The organism is Runella defluvii (assembly GCF_014195535.1).
Taxonomy (GTDB): domain Bacteria; phylum Bacteroidota; class Bacteroidia; order Cytophagales; family Spirosomataceae; genus Runella; species Runella defluvii.
This window is the reverse complement of the sequence record NZ_JACIBY010000003.1, coordinates 376440-403334: the sequence shown is the minus strand read 5'-3', so window position 1 is coordinate 403334 and position 26895 is coordinate 376440. Positions and strand designations below refer to the sequence as shown.

General features: G+C 45.3%; 22 protein-coding genes. 9 read left to right on the top strand and 13 right to left on the bottom strand.

From position 1 onward, the window contains the following. Nucleotides 1–117: 117 nt before the first annotated feature. The 9 genes from FHS57_RS09185 to mog form a co-directional block, all read right to left on the bottom strand. On the bottom strand, nucleotides 118–1923 hold the full coding sequence (locus tag FHS57_RS09185) for a right-handed parallel beta-helix repeat-containing protein (protein WP_183972764.1): 1806 nt from the start codon (nucleotides 1921–1923) through the stop codon (nucleotides 118–120). Beyond that, nucleotides 1916–3556 carry a right-handed parallel beta-helix repeat-containing protein gene (locus FHS57_RS09180; protein ID WP_183972762.1) on the bottom strand — a complete coding sequence of 547 codons (1641 nt, stop codon included), beginning with the start codon at nucleotides 3554–3556 and terminating at the stop codon, nucleotides 1916–1918. Before FHS57_RS09180 ends, FHS57_RS09185 begins: the two co-directional genes overlap by 8 nt. A gap of 136 nt (nucleotides 3557–3692) precedes the next feature. Next, nucleotides 3693–5162, bottom strand: coding sequence for an endo-alpha-N-acetylgalactosaminidase family protein (locus tag FHS57_RS09175; protein ID WP_183972760.1), 1470 nt, complete (start codon nucleotides 5160–5162; stop codon nucleotides 3693–3695). Between the two features lie 92 nt (nucleotides 5163–5254). After that, nucleotides 5255–5740: a DUF5018-related domain-containing protein gene (locus tag FHS57_RS09170; protein ID WP_183972758.1), complete on the bottom strand. Its 486-nt coding sequence runs from the start codon at nucleotides 5738–5740 to the stop codon at nucleotides 5255–5257. Between the two features lie 44 nt (nucleotides 5741–5784). After that, nucleotides 5785–7566 carry a RagB/SusD family nutrient uptake outer membrane protein gene (locus FHS57_RS09165; RefSeq protein WP_183972756.1) on the bottom strand — a complete coding sequence of 594 codons (1782 nt, stop codon included), beginning with the start codon at nucleotides 7564–7566 and terminating at the stop codon, nucleotides 5785–5787. A gap of 19 nt (nucleotides 7567–7585) precedes the next feature. Beyond that, nucleotides 7586–11002 carry a TonB-dependent receptor gene (locus tag FHS57_RS09160; protein ID WP_183972754.1) on the bottom strand — a complete coding sequence of 1139 codons (3417 nt, stop codon included), beginning with the start codon at nucleotides 11000–11002 and terminating at the stop codon, nucleotides 7586–7588. A gap of 159 nt (nucleotides 11003–11161) precedes the next feature. After that, entirely contained in the window at nucleotides 11162–12253 is a 1092-nt protein-coding gene (locus FHS57_RS09155; protein WP_183972752.1) for a FecR family protein, read from the bottom strand. A 79-nt stretch (nucleotides 12254–12332) separates the two neighbouring features. Then, nucleotides 12333–12941: an RNA polymerase sigma factor gene (locus FHS57_RS09150; RefSeq protein WP_183972750.1), complete on the bottom strand. Its 609-nt coding sequence runs from the start codon at nucleotides 12939–12941 to the stop codon at nucleotides 12333–12335. Nucleotides 12942–13175: 234 nt separating this feature from the next. Next, nucleotides 13176–13697 (bottom strand): molybdopterin adenylyltransferase, encoded by a 522-nt coding sequence (gene mog, locus FHS57_RS09145; protein WP_183973168.1) that lies wholly within the window; start codon nucleotides 13695–13697, stop codon nucleotides 13176–13178. A 100-nt stretch (nucleotides 13698–13797) separates the two neighbouring features. On the opposite strand from mog, the gene FHS57_RS09140 reads away from it, so the two are divergent. Then, nucleotides 13798–14214 carry a Fur family transcriptional regulator gene (locus tag FHS57_RS09140; RefSeq protein WP_028525574.1) on the top strand — a complete coding sequence of 139 codons (417 nt, stop codon included), beginning with the start codon at nucleotides 13798–13800 and terminating at the stop codon, nucleotides 14212–14214. Between the two features lie 93 nt (nucleotides 14215–14307). Further along, a complete protein-coding gene (locus FHS57_RS09135) occupies nucleotides 14308–15270 on the top strand; it encodes a hypothetical protein (RefSeq protein WP_183972748.1) in 963 nt (320 codons plus the stop codon). Nucleotides 15271–15490: 220 nt separating this feature from the next. Here FHS57_RS09135 and FHS57_RS09130 read toward each other — a convergent pair whose 3' ends face one another. Both FHS57_RS09130 and FHS57_RS09125 read right to left on the bottom strand, forming a co-directional pair. Continuing rightward, nucleotides 15491–16141, bottom strand: a complete 651-nt coding sequence (locus FHS57_RS09130) for a hypothetical protein (protein ID WP_183972747.1) — start codon at nucleotides 16139–16141, stop codon at nucleotides 15491–15493. After that, on the bottom strand, nucleotides 16138–16731 hold the full coding sequence (locus FHS57_RS09125; protein ID WP_183972745.1) for a DUF4136 domain-containing protein: 594 nt from the start codon (nucleotides 16729–16731) through the stop codon (nucleotides 16138–16140). The genes FHS57_RS09130 and FHS57_RS09125 overlap by 4 nt, the downstream gene beginning before the upstream one ends. Nucleotides 16732–17359: 628 nt before the next feature. Here FHS57_RS09125 and FHS57_RS09120 point away from each other — a divergent pair. The 3 genes from FHS57_RS09120 (at nucleotide 17360) to FHS57_RS09110 (ending at nucleotide 20937) form a co-directional block, all read left to right on the top strand. Further along, the gene (locus FHS57_RS09120; RefSeq protein ID WP_183972743.1) at nucleotides 17360–18034 is read left to right on the top strand and encodes a response regulator transcription factor; all 675 of its coding nucleotides are present in this window, start codon (nucleotides 17360–17362) and stop codon (nucleotides 18032–18034) included. Then, entirely contained in the window at nucleotides 18031–19293 is a 1263-nt protein-coding gene (locus FHS57_RS09115) for a sensor histidine kinase (RefSeq protein WP_183972741.1), read from the top strand. The genes FHS57_RS09120 and FHS57_RS09115 overlap by 4 nt, the downstream gene beginning before the upstream one ends. A 117-nt stretch (nucleotides 19294–19410) precedes the next feature. After that, nucleotides 19411–20937 (top strand): Do family serine endopeptidase, encoded by a 1527-nt coding sequence (locus tag FHS57_RS09110; RefSeq protein ID WP_183972739.1) that lies wholly within the window; start codon nucleotides 19411–19413, stop codon nucleotides 20935–20937. Nucleotides 20938–21007: 70 nt separating this feature from the next. Here the strand turns inward: FHS57_RS09110 and FHS57_RS09105 are convergent, their stop codons facing one another. Then, complete coding sequence (locus FHS57_RS09105) at nucleotides 21008–22333, bottom strand: DEAD/DEAH box helicase (RefSeq protein ID WP_183972737.1); 1326 nt, start codon at nucleotides 22331–22333, stop codon at nucleotides 21008–21010. 83 nt (nucleotides 22334–22416) lie between these two features. Continuing rightward, on the bottom strand, nucleotides 22417–23037 hold the full coding sequence (locus FHS57_RS09100; protein WP_183972735.1) for a 3-keto-disaccharide hydrolase: 621 nt from the start codon (nucleotides 23035–23037) through the stop codon (nucleotides 22417–22419). Between the two features lie 61 nt (nucleotides 23038–23098). Between FHS57_RS09100 and FHS57_RS09095 the strand changes: the two genes are divergently transcribed. From FHS57_RS09095 to FHS57_RS09080, 4 genes are all read left to right on the top strand, one after another. Continuing rightward, nucleotides 23099–23953, top strand: coding sequence for an SMP-30/gluconolactonase/LRE family protein (locus FHS57_RS09095; RefSeq protein WP_183972733.1), 855 nt, complete (start codon nucleotides 23099–23101; stop codon nucleotides 23951–23953). 87 nt (nucleotides 23954–24040) lie between these two features. Beyond that, the gene (locus FHS57_RS09090) at nucleotides 24041–24601 is read left to right on the top strand and encodes a DUF4126 domain-containing protein (RefSeq protein ID WP_183972731.1); all 561 of its coding nucleotides are present in this window, start codon (nucleotides 24041–24043) and stop codon (nucleotides 24599–24601) included. Nucleotides 24602–24649: 48 nt separating this feature from the next. Further along, nucleotides 24650–25999 (top strand): Gfo/Idh/MocA family protein, encoded by a 1350-nt coding sequence (locus FHS57_RS09085; protein WP_183972729.1) that lies wholly within the window; start codon nucleotides 24650–24652, stop codon nucleotides 25997–25999. Nucleotides 26000–26002: 3 nt separating this feature from the next. Next, nucleotides 26003–26895: EamA family transporter (locus tag FHS57_RS09080; RefSeq protein WP_183972727.1), on the top strand; the 893-nt coding region annotated here is incomplete at its 3' end.

Here is a 26895-nt window from a genome sequence, read left to right as displayed (position 1 = left end):
GTTAACGTATCGGCTAGGGAAGACCTTCCAAATTTTAGAAACTTGGAAGGTCTATGAAAGGTTTAGAACCTTTTCGGCTGCGCATCCCTTCCAAGGTTTAGAACCTTGGAAGGGGTATCACCAATCCATTTTCACTTCCGACTTTTCCATGTGGGACGTAGTCAGCATAGGCTTGTTGTCGGCGGGAAAAGAATTATCGGTGAGGGTTACATTTTTACAGGCTTCGATGTGGAACGTGGTCTTATCGGCTGTAACATTTACGGTTTTTGACGAAATGATTTTGTTTTGGCGAAACACCAGCCCATCCACACTTTTTGCCGTCAGCAAGGGTGCTACCGAGGTTTTGAAGGTATTATTTTCAATGAGAATGTTTCTGTGAACGTAAAAACCATTGACTAAATCGTGGTTTTCGGGCGCAATTGCAATCACATAACTGCCTGGTGTTGAATTATATCCACACTCTTCAAACACATTGTTACGAATCACTACATCTTGCACAGGTCCTGATTCAAACCAACTGGCGGCATCGTCGGCAATGAGAATGGCGTGCATTCCTGTTTTGTAAAAGTGGTTGTTTTCAATCACCACTTTACGGCGCGTTGTCATCAAAATCCCGCGCGTATTTGTCCGTTCAAAGCGACAGTTACGGATGGTCACTTCGGGCGTCCAAGTCAGATTTTCGATACACTGCCCCACGGCTACATTGGCAGCAAAAGGCTTGTCGGTTTCTATTTCCATCTCACGTTTGTTTTTCAAGACGGCATTTTTAAGTTTGGCATAAGCAATGGGTTGCAACGTTTTTGGATTAACAAAAGCAATGCTATCGCCTTTAAAAAATGCCTCGAAACCGTACGTTTGGTGGTGCATAAACCGCACCGTGAGTTTGGTGGAGCCCGTTTTAGCTACGATTTGTAGATGCGTTCCGTGCACATTGATGGGGTCATCGTGCGCACCTGAAGTAGTACAACTGTCAACCAATACTTTGCCCTTACATCCCGAAAAATGAAAACAATCGGCGAAGGCACTGATAATGCGACCTGATTCGGGACGAGGAGCTACGTTGACTTTTCGGATGGTGATATTCTCAGAAAACTGCGAGACTACCCCCAATCCGTGCATAAAGTGCAAATGGAGATTTTGGAGTAACACATTCTGACTCAAGCTAATAAATCCGCCGCAATTGTCGCGGTACGGGTCACGAATCGACAGCTTCTCCCCTGCTTTCAGTTTCGTTTTGGAAAAATCTCCCGTAAATACGACCTCTCCTTTTTGTTTTTCTTCGGCTTTGCTTTCCAAAAACACCTTAAACGAGCTGTATTTTAGGGTTTCGTCGATTTCATTGAAAACAATGGTGTGGTGATTGCTGCTTTTCCAACCTTCTCCGTAAAAACCCAATTTGCCATTTTTGATAAAATAACGCGTGTCGGGATGCAGCTTGGCTTCGACTTTGGTGGGCGATACCGACGTCAACATCAATTCACTCATCGTGGGTCGTTCGTAGTCAAATGAGAGGTTACGAATCGTGATGTTTGAGGACTTAAAAAGGGCAAACGCCACCATTTTACCGTGTAAAAATACCTGCGTTCCGTTGCCTTCAATAGTTAGGTTTTTAAACTCTTTCAACAAAAAAGCGACGTTTTTAACCTTTGGCAAGGTGTCATTTTCGGTACTGTTTGAAATGTAGATTTCTTGTTTATAGGCGCCATCGGGCCACAAATCCAAGCGCCCACCTGGCAATACAAGCGTGGCGTTGGGGAATTTTCGACACTGTTCAATGGCCCTGACGAGTGCGGGGCTTGCGTTTTCGTAACTGTCGGGCTTGGCTCCAAAATTGCTCAAAAGTATGCGTTGTTGGGCAATGGCCATTTTGCAAAAGCACAGCATTAAAAGCAAGCAGCAGCCTATTATTTTATTTTTATTCATGGATTTCAGGAAGGATTTTCGTTTTTCCAATATAGTTTTGAAACATCTTCAAATGTTCAGATGCTTTGGTGACAATGGGCTTTTTACAGCCCCAAAAAACATTGTTTTGAATCGTAACACCCGAGGCACCCGCCACCGAAATACCGCATTCTGCATTTTCACCTTCTATTAGGTTGCCTTCAATGAGGATGTTTTTGTGAATGCCCGCAACCGAAATATCAGGAGCTTTGACGTTGATAGCAATGGCCGATGCCCCGTCGTTGGTTCCGTCGCCGCGCCCGCAACGTAGGATTCGGTTGTTGCGCACAATCACATTTTCGGACCCCGCGCCTTCTCGCCAATCTCCCTCGGCACCAATATGAATGGCCGTACCTGTGCTTTCTTTGAAGGTGCAATTTTCAATCAACACCTGACGGGTTTTGACTAATACCGCCCGCGCCAAATGACTGCCCACGTACGAATTGACAAACTCCAAACGCGGCAGCCGAGTGACGTCGATGAGGTAATAATTTTCTAAGTCGTCGGGCAAAGGTTTGTGAAGCGTAATAGTTGTGTTCCACTCCTTGGGCTTGGGTTCTGATTGGGTAACGGTGTATTTTCCGACCACGGCCAACGTCTTCCGCGAAACAAGTTCGAGCACGTCGCCTTTATCGGGATAATCGAGCACCATGGCGTGCGTACCCCACGCTTTTTCCATTTCGATGACGTACTTTTGCGAAGCTAACTTCTTTTTAATCAACTGATAATAACCATGTACGTTGGTGGCATCGTCACCTTGGCCTTCAAACGTACAGCCATCAAAACGAATCGTACCTTTGCAAGATGTAAAGTGGGTAGCGTCCGTGTTGGTCGATTGGTACAAACCTGGACGCGGGACAATGCGCAGGCCATTCATCAAAATATTTTCGGAACGATGCCCTACAATTCCCATACCAGGCTGGGAATGAATCGTGACTTGATTCAAAACCGTGTTAATGGATTCATTGATAAGAATCGCAGGCCGAAAATGAAACATGTGGTTTATCAACGCTACATGTCCAAGGAGTTTTTGGGAATACGAAGCCCAAATTCGAACCGTTTCGGCATCAATCAGTTCGTTCTTTTTTGGAAAATAAATGCTTTTACCTAAAAGTCGGTTTTTACTCAAATCCCAAAACATCAACCGCAGCATCAGCAGGTTGTTTCTAATCGGAAATTCCTTGGAAAATCGTACGTCAAAATAGCCATCCCCTTCGTTTACCACCACTCCTTCGCTATGAGGCATGGTTTCGTAATCAATGGTCAACCCTTTAATGGTGAGGTTTTTACAATTTTCGATTGATACTGGTTCCATCCACCCGCTGACGGCCAAACTCGCACCGTTGGCATCCACTTCGAGGGAGTTAATTCCCTCAAAATGAATGCCTCGGCTGTACGGGTAATACGGAGTAAATACCACGTCTTGCGGATTGCGCCCCATTTTGCCATCCATCACATCATTCATTAGCTGAATGGCCTTGGGCTCGCTGATTAAGTACTTCCCAGCGGGAAATACCAGTTTTTTCACCCGATTTACCTTACAATAATCCACGGCCTTTTGAATGGCTTCGCGGTCGTTGAGGGTATCGTCGGGTAAGGCTCCAAATTTCGTCACTGAAACTTGGCTAAATGAAAGAAATGTGTGAATAAAGAAAACTGTAATTAGTATAACGCTTCGTCGGAAAGCCATAAGAAATAAAGTTGAACGCATGAAAATAACACCAATCAGGTCTGAAACTGCCCATAAGTACTCAGTCAATCAAAACTGCTTCTCCAGCGCCAAGGGACAACGTAACCGAATTGGCTTCTATCTTTACCATTTGGGATAGTCTTAGCCCTTCCGTCGTTAGAATAGACACCGAAAGTTGATTTTTTCCCCGAAAAGAAGGGGGAAGTTTCCACGCGCGGTTTTGGTAGCCATTTTTACTGTAAGCAATCACTGAAGGCTTTTTTAGCCACAACGCAGGCACAAAAACATCCTCATTTTCGGCCAAAACAACCTCTCCTGCTACCAGCGAATAGGCGTTTTGTTTGAGCGTTGCGGTGGTATTTTGAGAAAAATGAACCGATTTTTGGGAAACATTATTGATGACATACCTTCTTTCGAGGCGGTTCAAATAATACCAAATCAAGGTTTTTGTGCAAAATTGTGGTAAGAATCCCGCCAATTGACGCGAATCTTTTGCCACCACATCTTCCCCGTGCATACTTGTTCCAAACAATTTCCCCCACTCGGAATTATCTTGTCCACCACAGTAATAATTTGCAGGCCACTTGAGGTATTTATCCAAGCCCGTAAACCACCAAGCCATTGGCTGATACCCCTCAAACGACGACTCTCGTAAAAAATCGACGCCCTCGCAGGTAACATCAATGCCTTTGGAAGCCCAGTAAAGAAAAATCTTGCGCTGGGCGGCCGTTTCATCTTGCACCGTATTGCCTAAAAACGGACTAATTGGCCCCTTTTCGAGCGTTATTTTGTATTTTCCATCGACCAGCTGAGGCACTGGCGGCCACGTATGAAAGGCGTCAATGTGAATGGTTTTGGCATTTTGAAGTGGCAACATTTGACACAGTTGATCAATGCGTTTTTGGGCAAAACCCGTTTCCCATTCACGCGCTAAACTAATCGGATACCCCCATTCGCAGGCCCGCAGCGTTCCGTCGGCGTTACGGGCAATAATGTTATTTTTTACGTACGTCTCCCACAAAGGACTGTCTTCGTACGCATCAAACATATTGATGTGGAGGCTCACCACGGTATGGTGCTTAGAAGCCTCCTTCATCAACCATTTTAAACTTTCCAAGGCTGTTTTGTCTTCGGGACGTTTTAGTCGCTCATTGACCTCAAACCATGCGGGGTATTTTGAATCATGACCGTTGTATTGCCAACCCACGAGATAGACAATTTTAGGTATCCCGAGGGTCAACTTATCCATTTTTTTGATAACCTCCAGTGCCTGAGCAAAAGTCAGTGCCACCTCGGAGGCTCCGTTATCTTTCCGTTTAAATTTACCGTCATACAAGGCTTGCGACAAAAACAATTTCATTGTCAAGGTTTGGTCGTAACGATGTTTTGATTGAATTACGGCTTTCAAATTCGTCGGATAGCTGATGTGAATCGTATCCTTTTGCTGGCCATAACCCGCCACAACAGCCAATTGGAGCCCCAAAATGACGGCCAAAACTTTAAAATGAGTAAAAGAGAACGTTGTAATCATTGAAAACCTAAACAAGGGTTAGAAATAAGGGAGAAGGAAATATTCCCCCTTCTCCCACTCAGTGAAATCAAAGTTACTGAATCTATGGAACCTTAATTTGTAAAATTACCAATCTTCACTACCCAAATGCGGCTATCGCCATTGGCTGCCGTGATTTTGTACTTACGGGGTTGTGAAAAATCGCCTGGCAAACCTGGCTGCGGCGCTCCTTCCAACGCCTCCATGGTGGCAGCGGGCGAGATATTGGTCATCAATACCAAGCGATTTTTAGACACTTTGGCTTTTTCTTCGGCCGTAAATGCCCCCGACGCCGCGGGTACCGTAACGTTGAAAATCAACGAATCAAGCGAAGCTCCAGCCGTATTTTCTTTTCGCTTAAATTGCTTCTGGGTAAGCGTCAGCGTAACGTTTCGCACCAAAGGGCTTCCGCCCGAGGTTGCTTTAGAATCCTCGAAGCGGTATTCCATAAAAACCTCCGTGATAAGGGCATCCTTAAATTTTGGCAAATTTTCTTCCAGTCCATATTTGAGGCAGGAAGACAAGCTCAATGCCATTCCAAGAATTAGCAAATACTTCATTTTATGTATTGTTTGCATTGTCTTTCTCATTTATTTGTAAACGTTTACCAGTTAGGATTTTGCGTCATCGCTCCGTGACGTACAATTTGCGAATTTTGAATCGGCAACAAGTAACGTCGCGTTTCGTCAAACAAACGCTGATCATTGAGTTGGAAATTAATCACTTCGATGCGGTAGCCTTTGCGCGTTGCGTTGATTTCCATGTACGTTGGTTTTTCCAAAAATTCGGCGATTTTAGCCCCGGGAGCCGCGCCGCCGTTGGCACTTCCACCGTATTTGCCCCAGCGCAATAGGCTCCAGTAATAGTCTTTTTCCTTGAAAAGCTCCACCCTACGCTCCCGCTTGTAGTCTTTCCAAGCATCTTCGGCGGTTGTAGCTGTCGATGGAGGCAGACCTCCGTGGCCTTGGCGAGTGATGTTAAGCGTGGTGACAGCCTCCGTAATTTTGTTTTGCATCAACAACGCCTCCGCTTTGTTCAAATACACGCGTCCCATTCGGAAAATCACCCAGTGATAATCCACAGGCGTATTGTAGAATGGCCGTGGGGAGACGTTGTAAATCCCCTTGCGGAAGTAGGCATTGGTAATTTGGGTACAACAGCCCGAGTTCAGGCTACCTTTAATCATTCGATTCAGGTTGCCGTTACGGTTGGTTGTCACCAATTCGCCGTACCAAGCCGTTGAATCATACACAATCGACGCCGCCAAACGCTTATCGCGGTTGTTGTAAATAATCGCATTGATGCTTCCCGAACCCGTCACTACGGCACTATCGAGGAATGGCGATTGTTTTTTGGTTACATTTTTCAAAAACTGAGACGACTGATCCCATTTTACCGCCTTAGACGGAGCGGCTTCATCAATGACAAGGTACTCGTCGATGATGTTTTGGGTAGGAGAATATTTTCCCCAATCCTCAAACACTTTGTCCAATTTGAACAATGGCGTAGCATTCCGCAATTTCAAATCGTCGTTGTTCACATTGGGGATAGCTTCTTGCATGTCAGCAATGTTTGACACGACAGTATTTGACTTGTCGCGGTAAGTAGCGAGCAAGATTTCGGGCGAAAATCTCGCTTTTTCGTTAAACATTCCTTCATAATCAGCTTCCAACGGCTTGCCCGTTGCAATGACGGCGTTGGCTGCGTCAATGGCTTTTTGGTAATAGGTGTTATCACCCGTGTAGGCTGCTGCTTGCAAAGCTGCTTCGGATTTTAAGGCATAAGCCGAAGCCTTAGACGCAAGCCCCGCTGGCGACGAAGCAGGCAGGCCAGCAATCGCGTCGTCTATATCTTTCATAATCAAGTTATAGGTTTCGGCGATGTTGGCCGTTTGAGGCAACGCGTAATTCGTTTCGTTTTCGGTCAATACTTTTTCCACCCATATTACCCTTCCAAAACGACGCGCAAGCCAATAGTAGGTCATAGCCCGCAAAAATTTGCCATGCGCTACCAGTTCTGCCTTATCTCCGTCGCCCAAGGCAGTTGAAGCCGCTGCTTTTTCAATGATGAGATTACAACTACGAATTCTGCTAAATTGGTTGAAACCGTAATCGTCGTCTCGCGTAATTGACTCTCTTGTAAAAGCGTTTCCATCGCTTTGAATAATATTGCTAGTTCGTACTTCTTCCTCAACGGTATTGGTATATAAACCTAACACTGATGAATATACGCCGTTGACGAAAAGCATGGCGTTGCCCTTCGAGCTCCACACCGCTGTCTCATCAAATTTGTCGAACGGTCGGGTGTCGTCCAATTGCTTACAAGAGTAAATACCAACACAAAGGACTGTTAGTATCAAAACTATTTTTGTGATATATCGTTTCATTGCTTTCAGTTGCTTTGAGTTAAAAACCTAGATTTACCGATAAGGCATACACGCGTTGAGAGGGATAGTCGTAGTTGTTGTTACTTCCCGTTTCGGGGTCAAGGCCGTATTGCTTTATCTTCGAAAACGTGAGTAAGTTGGTAGCACTCAGCGTCACCCGCAGGTCTGAAATGAATTTTAAGTCTTTAGAAAGATAATTTTTGAAATTGTAACCTACCTGCAAGGCTTTCAAGCGCAAGTAGCCCGCGTTTATCACCCAAAAATCGGAAGTGACGGCATTGTGGCCACCGTTGACCGCAGCCCCCGAAATCAACCGAGGGAATTGCGAATTACCCGCCCCTGGCTCCCAGTGGTTTTTGGTCTGAAACTCATAGCGAATATTGGTTGAATAATTACTCTGGATGACGTCGCCCAAATAAATACTTCGCTTACCGCTGCCTTGCCAAAGCATGTTCATAAACCAACCTCCGTACGTTAAATCGGCCGTAAAACCGTACGTTACCCGTGGAAATGCTGACTTTCCTACCCTTCTAAAGTCATCGCCGTCGATTTTTCCATCCCCATTTACGTCACGGTAAATAATATCACCAGGAGCAACGATTGACGCCATTCGGCGGGGGCTATTCATGATGTCGGTAGCGTTTTGGTACAAGCCCGCCGACAAATAAGCCGTTTGTAAGAAACCAATTTGGTGATACGATGTCGTATTGGGGTTTTTAAGCGTTGTGCTGTCCTCGTTGGGGTTTACTTCCCAGAGTTGGTCAAATTTCACAAAGTTTGAGCCTAACGTATATTTCAACTTCCCGATTTTATCGCTGTATTTGACCGTAAAGTCAAAACCTGCTCTTCTAAATGCCCCGTTTGATTTGCGGGTTGGCAAAGCCGTTCCAAGTGGGTCGGTGTAGCCAACTCCCGAAGGTGATGCCAAGTAGCCCGTGGTACGCAAGTAAAAATAATCTAGGCTTCCGCTGAGTTTATTTCCCAACGTTCCAAAATCAAAACCAGTGTTGAATGATTGTTGGTCGTACCAACTGATGTCGGGGCTTGGAATGCTCGGGGCATTGAGGCTTGGTTGAAGCACACCACCTACCACGTACCCGCCGCCTGTGGAGTACCCTGGTACATAGGCAAAGCTACTCACGCCTGAGTTTTGTCCAACGGAGCCGTACGATATTCTGGCTTTCAAGAGGTTAATGATGTTTTTTTCCATCAAACTTCCCATAAAGTTTTCGTGGGAAATGAGCCAACCCAAGGCAGCACCAGGAAAAAATCCTTTTCTTTTTCCAGCGGGAAACAAGTCGCTTCCGTCGTATCGAAAACTTCCTTCAAACAAATATTTCTCTTTGAAATCGTAACGAACGCGTCCTAACCAACCATTTCTAACGTTTTCAAAACTAGAACCGTTGTTGGTAGCCGTTGACTGTGGCCCCGCAAAAATCTGATCAATCCCAAACACGTATGAGTTACGCCCCGTGCTGAAATTTTCGTTGTAGCCGTAAGCTTCTTCGTAGCCGAACATAGCCGAAACGTTATGGCTGCCAAACTTTCGTTCGTAGTTTCCAAACCCTTGCAATACATAATTATAGCCCGTTGTTGTCGAAACTGCTAAGTTAGGCTGGTTCGAGCTGGCGGGTGTTGAGCTACCAATGGCAAATTGGGGCGCTGTGATGTTCCACGATTTGCCAAAAGCCTGCACCTGACTCAAGTTTCCGTTGGCACGAAACGACAAGCCTTCTACGCCTGGCACTTTCCAGTCAAGGTTCAGCAAGGCATTAAGATTGCGGTCTTGGTTACGAACGTAGCCACTGCGGGGATCTATTTCGACAATGGGGTGATCTCCTTTATTGGCGTATTTTGTACGTTCCAAATCCGCATACGCTTTGTCGGTAGGCGGAGCATTTTGGATGTGGCTCCACACCGCAAAATAGCCACTTCCATAGCCGCTTGCATTGTCGCGGCGGGTTTCGTCCACCCCGTAAATGGTCATGCTGGTTTTCAAGCCAATTTTGGCAAAATCGCCCGTTAAGCTCAGACGATAATTGTATCTTTTCAGCCAGTTGGTGTTAAATTGATACAACGTTCCTTGGTTCAAATAGCCCAATGAAGCATAGTATTTGATTTGTTCATTGCCTCCGTTGAGCGACAAATTGTGGTGTTGCTGCGGGGCAAACTCTTTCAACACGAGCTTTTGCCAATCGTTGTTTGGGAAATTGAGCGGGTCGGTTTGGTCGCGGTACTTTTGAACGTCGCTCTCAGCATAACGCCCCTGATTGCCTTCTTTTACATCCACTTGATTTACCAACGACACCAATTCGTACGAGCTGATTTTACGAGGCAAATACGTAGGTTGCGACAAATCTTGTCCAAAGTTGTAGTTGATGGAAAGTTTTTTGTTGTTTCCTCTTTTGGTCGTCACCAATACCAAGCCATTTCCCGCAGCCACCCCATAAATCGCCGTAGCGGGGCCGTCTTTAAGGAAAGATATGTTTTCAATGTCGTTGACCGCCAGGGTCTGAAACTGAAATTCGGTAGAAATAATGTCGTCGATGACATAAACGGGCGTGCCACCTCCCCTGAGCGAAATTGAAGGTTTCTTCCCTGGCCCACCTCCGCTGTTGGTAACAATAATACCTGGAATGCGCCCTCCCAAGGTTTCTCCTACCGAAGAAGCCCCAAGGTTGGTGATTTTTTCGGCTTCTAGGGTCGAAACAGACGTAATATTTTTTTCCTTTTTAATGGTGCCATACCCCACCACTATCACTTCCTCAAGGGCCTTGGTGTCAGTTGCTAGTGTAACCTTGATAGTTGTACGATTATCAATCAAGACTTCTTGGGGTTTGTAACCGATGTATGAAAACACCAACACGCCTTTGCCATCGGCAACGCTTATTTCGTAATCGCCGTTGGCGTTGGTGGTTGTCCCACGGGTAGTACCTTTGATTGTAATGCTTACTCCTGGCAATTTTTCGCCTTTTTCGTCGGTGACGGTTCCTTTTACGCTCCAATCCACATTCGCAAGAACTTGCGGTTTGGACGACTCTTCATTTTCGTATAAAAAACCCGTTTTCGGGCCGATTTCTTTGCGCAGCACAATTTTCTTGCTCACTACTACATACTTAATACTCAGTGGTTTGAGCATCTTAGTGAGTATTGTAGAAAGCGATTCGTTTTTTTCGATCACACTTACTTTCTGATTGAGATTTAGCGTGCGCGAATTGTACGAAAACTTGACGTGGGCTGCTTTTTCAATTTCAGACAACGCACTTTCGAGGCTCACGTTGTTGAGAACAAGCGTCACTTTTGAGTCAAGCATTTCTTGCCCTTTCGCGGGCGTGGCCATTGCGATTCCCACAAAAACAACAGCAAGTATCATTTGAAACACCGATATTTTCACGATCTGAAAAAGGAGCCGTTGGTGAATAAAACTTTTTTCCATACTTTTGATTGTTAATTTTAATACTATTAGACTGGTATTGACATGACGTTCCTGCCCTTTGCAGAGGGTTAAGGAAAACTAGAAGCGTTGGAATGTTGCAGCATTTCGACGCTTTTTTTTGCTACTTTTTTTAGTGCATAGACAAGGGTTTAGGGGTGGTTAGTTACATCCAGATGAAATAATTGTTACCTGATTTCCATTCATTTCGTAGCGTGTATCACTTCCTAAGCTTTCACAAATAATTTTTAGCTTTTCGGGAAGGGGTTCATCACTGAGGGAGGTCGTCATGTAGCAATCTTTCAATTTCTCTTTTGGGTATTCTATCTTCACCAAATAGGCCTGCTCAATGGTCGTAAATATCTGGTGTACAGGTATATCACGAAACTCAAAGCTCAATTGTTCAATGGTGTTGGTTGAGGCAATAAGCGGTTTGTCTTGGGTAATGTCCAAGATTTTTTCAAACGAAAGGTTGTTTCGTACAAATCTTGCCGCTTGGTTGGGCAAAAGCATGATTCCTTCTTTGGTATCCGTTTGTATTTCTTCGTTGGGCATCACTTTTACTTTTCCCGTACGCACGACCACTTCTACGTTGGGCTGGGAAGGATAAGCTATTACCCGAAAACTCGTCCCATAAACTTTCGTCACGACTTCGTTGGCATATACATAAAAAGGCTTATTGGGGTTCTTGCTGATTTCAAAAAAGCCCTCTCCCGAAAGGTAAACTTTCCGTTCGTTGCCACTAAATTCTTTGGGATAGCTAAGTTTACTTTTGGGCTGTAATAAGACCGAACTGGCGTCGGCAAGGGTAATAAGTTGCGGCTTATTGGAATTATTGGTTTGTTCTATCAACCCTTCGGTATCTTTCTCCACCAAGTCTTTATAGGTAATGACAACCTGTGTTGGATTTTTTTGTACCAAAAAATAAGTCATTGCCGCTGTCCCAACAAGCAACACCGCCGCAGCTACTCGAAACCAACCCATTCTCCAAATTGGCTTCTGAACTTGTTGCGTCTGTATTGCGTCCCAAGTATCCTGCAAGCTTCGCTGGATTTCTTGGGCCGAAAGCTCCGTTTCTTCTATTTTCATTGACAAAACCCATACCCTAGCTTCGGCAACTAATTTGGCCCTTTCAGGACTTTCCAAGGTCCATTCTTCCCAATGTGTATGGTTTTCCTTGAACCTGACCCATCGCTGGAAAGATTCGTCGGAAAGAAAGTCTTCAACTTTGGTGTATAAATCGCGTGGTTGCATCTGAAAATTAATTTCAAATGCAGAGAGGACAGAAGGTTTAAAGAGTACTCACTTGTTTAGATTTTTTTTTGAAAAAATTTCACAAAGCAAGGTAACCACCGATTAGGAGCAGAGAAATCGAGCCTTTCCACTCCTTACGAAGATGTAAAATAGCGCGATGAAGCAGGTTTTTGACTGATTGATGATTGATTTCTAATACCTCCGCAATTTGCTCCAGCGATAAACCTTGGTGGTATCGAAGGTATAAAGTTTCTTTTTGGCGAGGTGGCAACGTATTGAGAAGTTGATTGAGCTGGCGAACTTCCAAATCCAACGTTTCATCGTTAATCATGGAATGTTCAATCGAAAACTTGAGCGAAAATTCAAGGTCTTCCAATGGGGTCGTTTGCCGAAAAATGCGGTCTCGTTCGTACAACCGCGCGATGCGTTTGCGCACACTCGAAAATAAATAGGCTTTTACCACCACCTCATCACTGAGTGAATGCCGATACAGCCAAATATCCACAAACACATCCTGAACACAATCTTTGACTTTCTCGTGCGAAGGCATTAAAGTCTTTCCATAATTTACCAAAGGGTTCAAATACTTCTCAAACAGCGCAGAAAAGGCAGCTTTGTCGTCAGCAATCAACTGATTCCAAAGCTTCAAATCGCTTATGATTTCGGTATTTTTTTGAGGAAGAGGCACCTGCAATTATCCTTTTGGTACTTTTATCAGCAAATGTAGCATCTTTTCAATATCAAAAAACAATCTAGCACGATTTTATTTAATATATTTTATTAAACAAAGGCTATATATTATTATATTTTAATTTCTAGTCAGGTTAAACGCATTAAAATTTGGAGTGGCTATTGATTGCTCCAGCGAGGCTACTTTTTTAATGCGTTTAATCTGATAGTTCCCGTTTCAACCTTGGAATGGTTATTTAGGTCTAAACACCTTTATCACGGCTTCGTTGGCTTCCAAAAATGGCCCGCCAATTAAATCAATGCAATACGGAATAGCAGGAAAAACAGCATCCAAACATTGACGAATCGCCGAAGGTTTTCCTGGCAAATTGACAATCAGCGTTTTACCACGAATCCCTGCCGTTTGGCGGGATAAAATGGCCGTGGGCACGTACTGCAAGCTCACCTGCCGCATCAATTCCCCAAAGCCAGGCATCATTTTATGGCAAACGGCTTCGGTAGCTTCGGGAGTCACATCGCGGGGCGCGGGGCCCGTTCCGCCGCACGTAACAACCAAACAGCAACCTTCTTTGTCGGCCATTTCGACAAGGGCTTGGCTAATCAAATGTTGCTCGTCGGGAATGACCCGATACACGGGTTCCCAAGAACTGGTTAGGTATTCGTTGAGCGTTGACACAATCGCCTTCCCTGGAATGTCTTCATATACACCCGCACTGGCGCGGTCGGAGACGTTAATAATGCCTATTTTAATCATCATGGAACAGTTTGTTTATAGCAACCGTTTAAAAAGAAAGCCCGTTCAGTTCGGTAAATCCGAAGCTAACTTGATAAATTTGGGCAAAAATAACAAGGTCATGAATACTTTCGCCAAAGATACCCTGCGATTACACGAATTACGCCATACAAGCTGCCGTGAAGATATTTTAGAAATTTTACAAAACCGCGCTTCTGCGCTTTCGCACGGAGATTTGGAAAATGGCTTAAAAGACCGCTACGACCGCGTTACCATTTACCGTACCCTAAAAACGTTCGTTGATAAAGGCATTATTCATAAAGTGTTGGACGAAGACGGCCTTCGCTACGCTTTGTGCAAAGATGCTTGCCAAGAGCACAATCATCACCACGACCACGTTCATTTTAAATGCCAAATGTGCGGTAAAACCACTTGTTTGGAAGACATTCACGTACCGTCTCTGGCCTTACCCGCAGGTTTCAAATCAAAAGAAGTAAATTTATTGATTCAAGGTACTTGTTCGATTTGTAATAAGTAACTTTTTACCGTTAACTAAAACAAGTTGATTTTCTGAGCATTAGCAGCAATTTTTGTCGTAAAGAATACCCTCACTTCAAATTTCTATACGACAATGAAACAGTTATCCATGCTAACCGCAGCACTTCTTTTTTTGAATGTGCTTTCTCTGAATGCTCAGTCCATTACCCTGACGCCCAATACAAATGGCAATCCCCAAGAAGGCCGATTGTATTATGATAATTCGGCTAAAGAACTTCGGTTCTGGAACGGGTCGGTGTATGTACCAATTGGTAACTCAGGTAGCCCAACGCCAGGCTGGGTCAATTCGGGAACAAACCTCTTCAATGCCAATACGGGCAACTTGGGCGTAGGCACCGAATCGCCTACCTCAAAGCTTACGATACGTCATAATTTCTCCAATATCCTATCCCTTCAACACCTCAACGCGTTAAGCACGGGTTTAACCAATTCTATTGTATTTGGAGGCAGTAACTACACTACTGGAATTATCTCTACCATCGGCACGTCAAATTCGGCAGCCCGCATGGCTTTTTCAACGGGCTATTCGTTTTCAGGGGGCGTTTTCAACATGCAAGAACGGCTAAGCATTGCCAATGATGGAAAAGTAGGAGTCAATCAGCCCTCGCCCCAAGCAACATTGGATGTGGGTGGAAGCATTCGTTTTTCGGGGAGCAACCCTGCGGCGTTTGTAGTAACAGCAACCTCAGGAGTCAATACCTATTCCGCACTCCCATTTTCGGGTTCACCTTCCTTGATTACGGCCGCTGGGGGTAAATGTTACGCCATCAGAATCGACCACCCGATGTGCAACAATAACGCCAATGCCATCTTGATGGTAACGGCTCAAGTCTCAACCTTCGGTGGGGTTCAATACAATAACGGCTATTGGTACCTGATACCAAGCAGCAACGAACGCTACACGGTAGGTAGGTTCAGCGCCCGACTCGACTGTACCAACACGGCGGCTTGTGTGGATGCCCTTTTTATTGGCGACCGTGAGTCGGAATATTTTTTCAATGGCAATAAATTCAACGTGCTTATTATTCAAAATTAAGTGCTGTCCGTGCTTTCGGTTTCTTAAAACCGAAAGTGAGGTTTCTCAAAACCTCGTTTCAATCGGTCTTTGCTGTTGTGCTGTCGGTTTCTCAAAACCGACAAAGAGGTTTCTCAAAACCTCGTTTCAATCAGTTTTGAGAAACCTCTCGCGACAGATTTGGCCCAATCAAGTCGGTTTTGAGAAACCGACTTCACGTGTTAAAAACCGACTTCACCTGTTAGTGTCGGCCTCCTCGACCGCCGCCACTAAACCCACCTCGGAATCCTCCACCTCCATAGCCATAACTTCTTGGCGCCGAAAACGACTGGTACGACTGACGAGTTTGGGGTCGTGCTTGATACGTCCGCGCTGATTCGTTGCGGTAGTTTTGGCGCCCTATATTTCCAGCCGACATACGAGGACTAGCAGGACGTGGCATGTTCAAAATTCGGTTTTCGGGAGAAAAACCAGAACGATGAGCGTAATAACCAGCAGGGTAACGACGCACGTAAAAAGAGTTGTTTAACCAAGGACGTCGAATGCCTTGATTAAGCATGACGATATAGGCCGAATTAAGGTTTATCCCAGCATACATACTTGGCAAAAAGGCCGATGAAGCCCAAATACCCGCATTGTTGTACCAAAATAGTTGAGACGACAAGTCGTAATACATGCCATAATCGGGCAAATAATAGTACTGAACACCCGCGACCGCAGCGCCTTGAGGAGCCCAAGTGGGAGGTACGTAGCTTTGGTAAGTAGTACCCGAAGCGATTGTATAGGTATTAGGCGAACAAGAATCGAGGGTAAAAAGGGTAACGAAAGCGACTACCCCTATGCCGATAAATCGACGTACCCCTTGAAATGGAGCGTGCTTTAGCGTTTTCATGACACAGTTTGTTTTAATGGATAATACTTGGTAAACATTTTACGGACACTCGAATTGATTTGGTTTTGGATGCGGTTGATTTTACCGCTCAACGTGCCCTGAGCCACCCCTTCCCAAAGTACTTCTTTGGTTTTGGCATCCAGAATGTCAATGACAAGCGTTCCTTCGGTGTATTGGGTTTGGTAAGGATAACCTCCTCCCCCCCAGCCCATCATGCCGTAAGGGTAAAAACCGCCCCAACGCCCCCATCCACCGAAGTAGGGATAAAAACCACCTGAGTAATTGGTGCGGCGTTGTTGCTGGGTGTAAGTATGAAACTGAATGAGTGCATCAGGTGCCTCTTCGTCTTCCTTCATTCCACGGGTGAGCAACTCCGTCCCCACTGACTGCTTGACGGTGGCCGAAAGCAAATCGCTATTATACATCGGATTAGGCCCCGCTTTGACGTCAGGACGTAACCAAGCAAAGGTTTTGTACTTACCCAAATCAGCAGCGGGGTTGATTCCTGCACTTACTTGGGCGAAAGCAGCTGAAACAGTCAGGGCTATCATCCCGAAAACCACTGACCCCATTTTTACGAACTTTTTCATTGTTTTCTAGCTATTAATTGGGTTATTTTCATGACCAAAACAATACCACAATTCTGTAGAAAATCTGTAGAAAACTGCATTTCACCGTATTTTTTTAAGTTTTAATCACTTTTTTATCTCAGTTCATTATTAATTACCCGCAGATGCCGCTGAATAATACAAACGCAGATTTACGCTAAAAAAAGACTTTGTCAACCCATTCTTCTGCGGCATTCTGCGGCTCTACATCTGCGCTTATCTGCGGGTAAAACTTTAAACACGGGCTTACACAACACTTCGTCCTCAAAATGCGTAAATGTGTTTGTAAGAAAATTTGGTAGAGATTATGAAAATCTTAATCATTGAAGACGAAGAATCTTTAGAAAATCTGTAGAAAACTGCATTTCACCGTATTTTTTTAAGTTTTAATCACTTTTTTATCTCAGTTCATTATTAATTACTCGCAGATGCCGCTGAATAGTACAAACGCAGATTTTCGCAGAAAAAAGACTTTTTCAACCCATTCTTCTGCGGTATTCTGCGGCTCTACATCTGCGCTTATCTGCGGGTAAAACTTTAAACACGGGCTTACACAACACTTCCTCCTCAAAATGCGTAAATGTGTTTGTAAGAAAATTTGGTAGAGATTATGAAAATCTTAATCATTGAAGACGAAGAATCATTGGCACATCCATTGCGCGAATACCTAGCCAGCGAAGGCCACGTGTGTGAGTGGGTTTCTACTTATCAGGCTGCCGAAGAAAAAATTGGCGTGTATGACTACGACTGCGTGTTGGTTGACATCATGCTTCCTGGCGGCTCAGGGCTCGATTTGGTCGATTTGCTCAAAAAAACGCAGTCACAGGCGGGAATTATCATCATTTCAGCCAAAAATGCGCTCGACGATAAAATATTGGGGCTCGAACTCGGCGCCGACGATTATTTAACCAAACCTTTTCATTTGTCCGAACTGAACGCCCGAATCAAGTCCATTCAACGGCGGCGGCAGTTTGCAGGCAACCGTGAAATCAAATTTGGCGATATTCGCATGGTGCCTGATTCCAAAGAAGTGTGGGTCAACGATTCGGAAATTGTCCTCACCCGCAAAGAATACGATTTATTAATGTATCTGGTGGCCAATGCCAACCGCGTGCTGAGCAAAGGAGCCATTTCTGAACACCTTTACGGCGATGAAATTGACCAAGCCAATAGCTTTGATTTCTTATATTCGCACATGAAAAATCTCCGAAAAAAACTATCCGAACATGGCTGCCCCGACTACATTCAAACGGTGTATGGGGTAGGTTATAAATTGGCCGCATGACGCTCATCTCCAAAGCCACTCGCTCTTTTTTACTTGCCTGTCTTGTCGCCTTGGCCGTGGGGGGCGTGAGTTGCTTTTGGTTTTTGCACAAAATCATGGACAACGAAGCCTCCGAGCAGTTGCTCCACGAAAAAGAACAAGTGGAAGAGTATGTCAATGAAATTGGGGTTTTGCCCAAACGCTGGTTCTCCATTTCCGACAGCCTTTGGGCCGTTCGCACGCATCCTCCCCTGCCGATGGTGATGGGTGACACCGTTTTGTTTAGTACCGTCCAAAAAGAATACTTAGCGTATCGTCAACTTAGTTTTGGGATTGCGACACTCAACGGCTATTACCAAGTCAACATCCGAAAAGCATTGTACGAAACCCAAGGTCTCAAACAAGCTCTTTTGTTGGCATTTTCTGGGTTGAGTCTCGTCTTGGTGGGGTTGTTGTTTTTTATCAATTACCGTCTTTCAAGAAGCCTGTGGAAACCGTTTTACCGCACCCTTGATACCCTCAAAACGTTCCAATTGGCACAAAAAGAGCCTTTAAAGTTTCGGAGAACGAGCATCACTGAATTTCAAACGCTCCAGTCTAATCTGACGAAATTGACCAATCAACTTCGACAAGATTATCAAAGCCTTAAAACGTTTACCGAAAACGCCTCTCACGAACTCCAAACGCCGTTGGCCGTCATTGCGTCCAATTTAGACTTACTCATTCAAGCCCCCAACCTGACCGAAGAACAACTCGAACGCATCGGCAATCTGATTGAAACGGTGGGAAATTTATCCAAAATGAACCACAGTTTGTTGTTGTTAACCAAAATAGAAAACGGTCAATTTACCGACTCCGTGGAGCTTGATTTGAGTTCGTTGCTTTCCGAAAAAATCGACCTCTGGGAACCGCTCATTCATGACAAAGGCTTGGCCCTTCACCAGCAGATTGCGCCCAATGTTCGCCTCAACATCCATAAATTGTTGGTGGATGTGTTGTTGAACAACCTACTTGGGAATGCCCTCAAACACAACCAGCCCAACGGTAGCATTCGGGTTGAACTTACCCAAAACACCCTTATTTTATCCAATACAGGCCCCCAACCTACCCTTCCCGTTGACCAACTTTGGGAAAGATTCAGCAAAGGTTCTTCCCGAACCGATTCCGTTGGGTTAGGGTTGGCGCTTGTCAAACAGATTGCTGATACCTACCATTTCCCTATTTCTTACCACTTCCAAGACGGTTGGCACCGCGTCCAACTCTCATTTAACATTTCTTAACACTCGGCCCCTCGTTTCTACAGAATCTCTACAAAATCGCGCCGTAATCTTGTTGCATCAATCAGCCACAAAGGCGTTGACAAACGATTCTTACAACCTATAAACAACGAAAAAGCCATGAGTCAACATTGGAAACAGCTCGCCTTGGTAGGGTTAATCTCAGGGGGAGTTTCAGTGGGAGCCTTAGAATTGCTCCACCAAACAAATCAAAATGTCATATTGAAAGAAGCACCGTTAGCTTCGTTGGCCAAGCTCACTTCCGCAGGAAGCCCCGCTGGCGTGCCAGGTGATTTTACCTACGCCGCCGACGTTTCGATGCCTGCCGTCGTACACATTACCTCGACCATCAAAACGAGGGGAGAAAGTGCCCAACAACTTCAGATTCCCGAAGCTTTCCGCGAGTTTTTTGGCGACCGCGCTCCCAATAGCCAGCAAGGCCCTCAAAAGCAGCAGGCGTCTGGTTCGGGCGTCATTATTAGTCCTGACGGCTACATTGTCACCAACAACCACGTGGTTGAAGGCGCCGAGGAACTGGAAGTTGTGTTGAACAACAAACACACGTACAAGGCCAAGGTGATTGGCACCGACCCTTCGACCGACTTGGCGGTGATTCAGATTCCTGCCAAAAACTTGCAGGCATTGACCTTTGGAAACTCCGATGCGGCCAAAATTGGTGAATGGGTCGTGGCCGTTGGGAATCCATTTAACTTGGAATCGACCGTTACGACGGGGATTATTAGCGCCAAAGGTCGTGGATTAGGAATCATTGGTCAAAAGCAACAAAACGAATTTAGCGGCCCTGCGCGTAAGGGCGATTCTCCCCTTGAGTCCTTCATCCAAACGGATGCCGTCGTAAACCCTGGTAATTCGGGAGGGGCGTTGGTCAACCTCAAAGGTGAATTGGTAGGTATCAACACCGCAATTGCCAGTCCAACAGGAAGTTATGCAGGCTATTCATTTGCCGTCCCTTCTAATTTGGTCAAAAAAGTAGCGGGCGACTTGATTAAGTACGGCAACGTACAACGTGGTTATTTGGGCATTATGCTCGACGAATTGGACAGCAAAAAAGCCGACGAATACGGCGTAAAAGAAACCGAAGGGGTGTACGTAAAATCGTTTTCGCCCAACAGTGCCGCCAAAGACGCGGGTCTAAAACCTGGGGATGTGATTGTGAAAGTTGATGGTAACAACGTAAATACTGTACCTCAATTGCAAGAATTGATTGGTCGTAAACAACCTGGGGAATCGGCAAAACTCACCATTAGCCGCGACGGCAGTGTCAAAGACGTAGCCGTAACGCTTCGTAACCGCGACGGTGGTAATCAATTGTTGAAACCCGATGCCGCCGAAGTTGTCTTAAATGACCTTGGGGTTCAGCTCAACGACTTGTCGCCTCGTGAAAAAACAGTTTTAAAAGAAAATGGCATTGAAGGAGGTGCCAAAGTAGGCAACATCGAAGCAGGAAAGCTTTCAAGAGCAGGCGTACAAGAGGGATTCATCATCACGAAGTTGAACGGCAAAGCGATTCACTCGGTGCAAGAATTCAAAAATGCCATTGAAGGTAAAAAAGGAACAAGGGTTCAAATCGAAGGGATTTATTCCGACGAGCCTACCGACAGTTTTACGTTTGGATTTAACGTTTAAACGTAAATTCATGGCTGTGTTAAGAGAAGTAAACGCACTCGGCAGTTTGTCGAGTGCGTTTCTTTTATGACTATCGAGGGCCTTTTTTACCCTCATTGCGTTTGGCATACCAAGGACGTTGTCCACTCTTTGCTTTGGCAGCACTTCCTTGTTCGGGAGCATTGCCCGACGGCTTGGGTCTCGATCTTTGGAAATTGTTTGATTTTTGAGTTGCGGCCTGTGGCTTAGGCTTAGCAACCTCATTTCCAGGCTTCTGACTCTGAGGATACGGATGTTCTTCGACGACAGGAATAACCTTATCAATCAATTTTTGAATATCTTTCAACGACTTACGTTCTTCCGTTTCGCAAAATGAATAAGCCGTTCCCGAAGCTCCCGCGCGTCCTGTCCGACCGATACGGTGGACGTAGGTTTCGGGAATATTCGGTATTTCGTAATTGAATACGTGCGCCAATTCGTCCACGTCGATACCACGCGCGGCAATATCCGTCGCTACCAAGACACGGGTAGTTTTTGCTTTAAAGTTACTCAACGCATTTTGGCGCGCATTTTGGGATTTATTACCGTGGATTGACTCCGCTTTAATGTTATGACGCATCAGCACTTTCATCACCTTATCGGCCCCAAATTTAGTCCGCGTAAAAACCAGTGCGTTCTCAATTTTTGGGTCTTCCAACAAATGAATCAACAAATTTGCTTTGTTTTCTTTGTCCACAAAATACACCCATTGCTGAATCAAATCCACCGTTGACGAAACGGGCGTCACCTCTACTTTTTCGGGTTCGTGCAAAATGGTATCGGCCAATTTGACAATCTCAGGGGGCATCGTGGCCGAGAAAAACAACGATTGACGGCGCGGAGGCAGTACCGCAATCACTTTCCGAACATCGTGGACAAAACCCATGTCTAGCATTCGGTCGGCTTCGTCCAACACAAAAATTTCGAGGTGTTTCAGACTCACAAAGCGTTGGGCCATCAAGTCCAGCAAACGCCCAGGCGTAGCCACTAGAATGTCCACACCATTATGAAGAGCATCCGTCTGACGTGCTTGTTTTACCCCGCCAAAAATAACAGTATGTTTCAAACCCGTATAACGGCCATAAGAGGCCAAACTTTCCCCAATTTGAATCGCTAACTCACGGGTTGGCGTCAGAATGAGGGCTTTAATGGCGCGTTGTTTCGCATTTCGGTGCAATTGCCGCTCCGACAAAAGTTGAAGTATAGGAATGGCAAAGGCGGCGGTTTTTCCCGTTCCCGTTTGGGCGCATCCGAGCAAATCTTTTCCGCTCAAAACAATCGGAATGGCTTCGGCCTGAATCGGGGTTGGAGTTTCGTATCCCTCGGCCGTTAGTGCGCGGCGAATAGGGTCAATTAATTGAAGTGAGTCAAATGTCATGTAATCTTGTATAAATAAAAAGCGTGGAAAGTAGCTACTTCCCACGCGCATCGGGTAACTATACCGCAAAGATAGGTAAATAATTACAACGACTTAATTTTTAAATTCTTCCAGTTCACTTTGATGCCTCCACCGTCGTGAATTTGAAGAGCAATTGACCCGTTTCCAGCGCCAATTTTCTCGTCGTTGATGTCCACCATTTCGTGTCCGTTCAACCACGTACGAACGCGCGGCCCTTCTGCTCTGATTTTAAGGGTATTCCATTCGCCAAATTTCAAAAAGCCTTCTTTCTCATCGGGAATCTGAATCAACCAACCACGGCCGTACGATTCGTAAATTCCGCCCGTATCGTGGTTTGGAGGGGCTACTTCTACCTGCCAGCCGCTAATCTTAGTGCTACCATCAGGAATATTTGAACGAATAAACACGCCACTGTTGCCGTTGGCACCTTGTTTGAAATCGACCGAAAGTTCAAAGTTCTTGTAGGTTTTGGTGGTTGCTAAGTACCCATAACCTTTGTCAGGACCACTTTCACAGATCAATTCGCCGTCTTGAACGTACCATTTTTCGGTACCATATACCTTCCAGCCTGTGAGGTCTTTACCGTTAAATAAATTTTCTTTTTTTTGAGCCATGGCCCCCGTTGTCAACGCCAACGAGCAGGCAGCAATTAGAAATGGATTGCGTAGTTTTGAGAGAAACATTGCTTTAAAGGATAAACGGTTCGTGTAAATAATTGTCATTGCAAAACAAGTCTTTTTTAACGTGAAAACCTCATTTTTTCTTACCTCCGCCCTCATTATTGGTAGCTTTTTTTCAATAAAAGCGCAAGATAATGCCCCCATTAGCCTTCAAGAACTTTGGAAATCGGACACGCTCCTTCGCACGCCCGAGTCGGTTTTGTACGACCCCAAAGGGAAACAATTGTTTGTGGCCAACATCAACAAAATGAACGTTGATAACCCCGACGGTGACGGCTTTATCTCGATTTTGAGCACCGATGGGAAAATTAAAAACCTCAAATTTACGACAGGGCTTAATGACCCCAAGGGCATGGGTATTATAAAAAAATCGTTGTTTGTGGCTGATTTAAAAGACCTTGTCGAAATCGACTTAACCTCAGGAGCTATTCTGAAACGTCATGCGGCCGTTGGTTCGGTGATGCTCAATGACGTTAGCGTAAGTCCCAAAGGAGAAATTTTTGTGAGTGATTCGCGGGGTCATAAACTGTACCGATACGCCGATGGAAAATTAGAATTGTTTCTGGATGACCCTAATTTGCAAGGCCCTAACGGCGTTTTTGCCGAAAAAGAGCACCTGATTGTCGCTTCCGCAGGAACAGGCAATTTGTGGAAATTGGATTATGACACCAAAAAATTCAGTTCATGGGCCATGACCAACAAAACCGCCGATGGGATTCTTCGTCATGGTGATAACTACTTGATTTCGTGTTGGCACGGTGAAGTTTATTGCGTCAAACCAGATGGTAAAGTATGGAAACTCATCGACAGCAAAAATCCGCAAGTGAATACGGCTGATTTTGGGTTTATTCCGAATAAAAAAACGGTTTTAGTCCCTAACTTTTATAAAAATACGGTGACTGCTTACGTGATAAAATAGTATTTTTGAACCATATAAGACATATAAGAGCATAGAAGGTTTTCTTATAATCCCTTATATGTCTTATATGGTTCAACACATCCAAAAATGGAAATTTTCCTCAGTCTCTGCTTGGGCGTCGGCTTAGCGGCTTGTTCAGGTTTTCGGGTGTTTGTGCCCCTGCTCATCAGCAGCTTGGGCATTCATTTTGGCCTCGTCAATGTCGATACAGGCTTTGAATGGATGGGAACGTGGGCGGCCATCGCAGTACTAGCCAGTGCAACCGTGCTCGAAATTGGCGGCTATTACATTCCTTGGGTGGACAACTTGCTAGACACCATCGCGACACCCGCCGCCGTAGCCGCAGGCACGTTATTGACCACTTCTTTCATCGAAATTGACAACCCATTGTTACAGTGGGGCTTAGGAATCATCATGGGCGGAGGAACGGCAGGTTTCATCCAAGCAGGAACGAGCCTGGTCCGACTGGCTTCCACCAAATTCAGCGGGGGGCTGGCCAATCCCGTCGTCTCTACCGTCGAAAATGTCACCGCCATCGGCTTTTCACTTTTTACCTTTTGGTTGCCCGTGGTCGCTTTTGTATTGGTCGTTTTATTTATCGTTTGGTTATTACAAAAGTTACTAGCTCGAAAAAGTAAAACCACTTAAATCTAGGCTTTTAGCCTTATACGCGTCTCTGCCTGCAAAAAAAGAAACATGAAAACCAACCGTCGCGACTTCGTCAAACAACTTGGAATTGTATCGGCTTCTACGGCCGCTGTTCCTCACTTCAATATCATTAAAAGCCTCAACGACAACAAAATCCGAATTGCTACCATCGGAATGGGGATTCAGGGTTTTCAGGACACCAAAGCCGCCTTACGCACCGATATGTGTGAGCTAGTTGCGGCGGCTGACTTGTACGATGGACGGCTCGCCCACGTAAAAGAAACATTTGGTAATCACGTATTTACCACCCGCGACTACCGCGAAGTACTTGAACGAAAAGACGTGGATGCGGTTCTCATCGTGACGCCCGACCACTGGCACGACCGCATTTCGATGGCCGCCCTCAAAAAAGGCAAACACGTTTATTGCGAAAAACCGATGGTGCAAAACATCGAAGAAGGAGCGGCCGTCATTGCCGCCGCAAAAGCCGCAGGAAAGGTCATGCAAGTTGGTAGTCAACGCATTAGCGGGGCCGCTTTTCAAGAAGCAAAACGCTTGGTGGAAGCGGGCGATATTGGAAACATTAACTTTATCGAATCCACCAACGACCGTTTCAACGCCATTGGCGCGTGGCAATATTCCATTCCAACCGATGCCTCTCCCAAAACCATCGACTGGGAAACCTTTCTAGGTGACGCCCCCAAACGTGCATTCGACCCCGTTCGCTTTTTTCGCTGGCGCAACTACCGCGACTACGGCACGGGTGTAGCAGGCGATTTGTTTGTCCACCTCATTACAGGTGTTCACTTCGTGACAGGTTCGCTGGGGCCTAGTCGAATTTATTCCTCAGGACAACTTTCGTACTGGAAAGACGGCCGCGACGTACCCGATGTGATGGTCGCAAGCATGGAATACCCCGCCCAAGGCAAATTTGATGCCTTCCAAATGGTACTAAGGGTTAATTTTGCCAACGCAGGTTCCATCAAAAACGTTACCCGCATCGTTGGTAACGAAGGTGAAATTACGTTTGGCGGTGATTCGCTCACGCTTACAAAACGTAAATTGCCAGCTGCACCAGGCTATGGCAATGGCGAAAGCTTCGGTACGTTTTCGGACGCCCAACAAAAAGAATATTTAGCGGCCTACGACGCCAAATACCCCGCCGATTCGCGCACACCTGAGCCCGTCAAAGAAGTAAAATTTGACGCTCCCCAAGGCGATGACGCCCATAAAAACCACTTTGCTAACTTTTTTGAAGGCATCAAAGACAACAAACCCGTGATCGAAGGGCCGTTGTTTGGTTTCCGAGCGGCGGCACCCGTGTTGGCCTGTAACAAAAGCTATTTTGAGAAAAAAGTGGTAAAATGGGATGCCAAAAATCTCAAACTTTTACCGTAGCGAATGCTCTTACTCATTCTAACTACAACGACTTTGGCGATTGGGATTAGGATTTTGGTAAACCCTTTATCCAACGTTTTCCAAAAATACCTAACCCAGCGCCAAGCCAATCCTTTGTTTATTGTCACTTGTACCTACGGGGTTCTCAGTTTGGGTTGTCTCGGTTACTTATTGGCAGCTCCCCCCTCCAACCTACCCAACTCTTTTTGGAAAAACTCCCTTATTTTTAACATGTTAGCAGTAGGAGGCAATTATTTTTTGGTCAAATCCCTCCAACACGGCGATTTATCAGTTTTGGGCCCAGTCAATGCCTACAAGTCGTTGGTCAGCCTAATTTTTGGATTGTTTTTATTGGGAGAAATTCCCAATCGTTGGGGTGTTGTAGGAATGTTATTGATTGTCGCGGGGAGCTATTTTGTCTTGAGTCAATCGGGTTCTACACATGCACTGAGCTGGAAATTATTCCAACAACCCGAAGTACGTTACCGTTTTTTCGCCCTGTTTCTTTCCGCCACGGATGCCTTATTTTTGAAGAAAATCATCATCGCTACCAACCCCACGTTGGCGTATGTTTCATGGTGTATTGGGGGCTTTTTTTTCTCGTTAATTGGATTGCTTTTTCTACAAAAAAACGAACCACTTTTACCTCAATTTCAAGCGTTTAAAGCTTATAAATGGCATTTCTTAGCCTTAGCTATTTCAACGGGGTTGATGCAACTTTCGACCAACTTTGCTTTTGAAGGCATTCAAGTAAGTTACGCCTTAGCTTTGTTTCAAATTTCAGCCTTGGTAAGTGTGTTTTTTGGCGTTCATTTTTTTCAAGAAACCCAGTTGTGGAAAAAACTAGCAGGGGCGTCGGTCATGGTGCTAGGTGCTGTATTGATTATTTTGTTCAA

Excerpts from the sequence above, each read along its gene's own strand:
- FHS57_RS09110 (WP_183972739.1), top strand. The coding sequence starts at position 19,411 with ATGAGTCAACATTGGAAACAGCTCGCCTTGGTAGGGTTAATCTCAGGG.
- FHS57_RS09170 (WP_183972758.1), bottom strand. The coding sequence starts at position 5,740 with ATGAAGTATTTGCTAATTCTTGGAATGGCATTGAGCTTGTCTTCCTGC.
- FHS57_RS09105 (WP_183972737.1), bottom strand. The coding sequence starts at position 22,333 with ATGACATTTGACTCACTTCAATTAATTGACCCTATTCGCCGCGCACTA.
- FHS57_RS09185 (WP_183972764.1), bottom strand. The coding sequence starts at position 1,923 with ATGAATAAAAATAAAATAATAGGCTGCTGCTTGCTTTTAATGCTGTGC.
- FHS57_RS09130 (WP_183972747.1), bottom strand. The coding sequence starts at position 16,141 with ATGAAAACGCTAAAGCACGCTCCATTTCAAGGGGTACGTCGATTTATC.
- FHS57_RS09120 (WP_183972743.1), top strand. The coding sequence starts at position 17,360 with ATGAAAATCTTAATCATTGAAGACGAAGAATCATTGGCACATCCATTG.
- FHS57_RS09140 (WP_028525574.1), top strand. The coding sequence starts at position 13,798 with ATGAATACTTTCGCCAAAGATACCCTGCGATTACACGAATTACGCCAT.
- FHS57_RS09160 (WP_183972754.1), bottom strand. The coding sequence starts at position 11,002 with ATGGAAAAAAGTTTTATTCACCAACGGCTCCTTTTTCAGATCGTGAAA.
- FHS57_RS09165 (WP_183972756.1), bottom strand. The coding sequence starts at position 7,566 with ATGAAACGATATATCACAAAAATAGTTTTGATACTAACAGTCCTTTGT.
- FHS57_RS09135 (WP_183972748.1), top strand. The coding sequence starts at position 14,308 with ATGAAACAGTTATCCATGCTAACCGCAGCACTTCTTTTTTTGAATGTG.
- FHS57_RS09155 (WP_183972752.1), bottom strand. The coding sequence starts at position 12,253 with ATGCAACCACGCGATTTATACACCAAAGTTGAAGACTTTCTTTCCGAC.
- FHS57_RS09125 (WP_183972745.1), bottom strand. The coding sequence starts at position 16,731 with ATGAAAAAGTTCGTAAAAATGGGGTCAGTGGTTTTCGGGATGATAGCC.
- mog (WP_183973168.1), bottom strand. The coding sequence starts at position 13,697 with ATGATTAAAATAGGCATTATTAACGTCTCCGACCGCGCCAGTGCGGGT.
- FHS57_RS09115 (WP_183972741.1), top strand. The coding sequence starts at position 18,031 with ATGACGCTCATCTCCAAAGCCACTCGCTCTTTTTTACTTGCCTGTCTT.
- FHS57_RS09175 (WP_183972760.1), bottom strand. The coding sequence starts at position 5,162 with ATGATTACAACGTTCTCTTTTACTCATTTTAAAGTTTTGGCCGTCATT.
- FHS57_RS09100 (WP_183972735.1), bottom strand. The coding sequence starts at position 23,037 with ATGTTTCTCTCAAAACTACGCAATCCATTTCTAATTGCTGCCTGCTCG.
- FHS57_RS09085 (WP_183972729.1), top strand. The coding sequence starts at position 24,650 with ATGAAAACCAACCGTCGCGACTTCGTCAAACAACTTGGAATTGTATCG.
- FHS57_RS09090 (WP_183972731.1), top strand. The coding sequence starts at position 24,041 with ATGGAAATTTTCCTCAGTCTCTGCTTGGGCGTCGGCTTAGCGGCTTGT.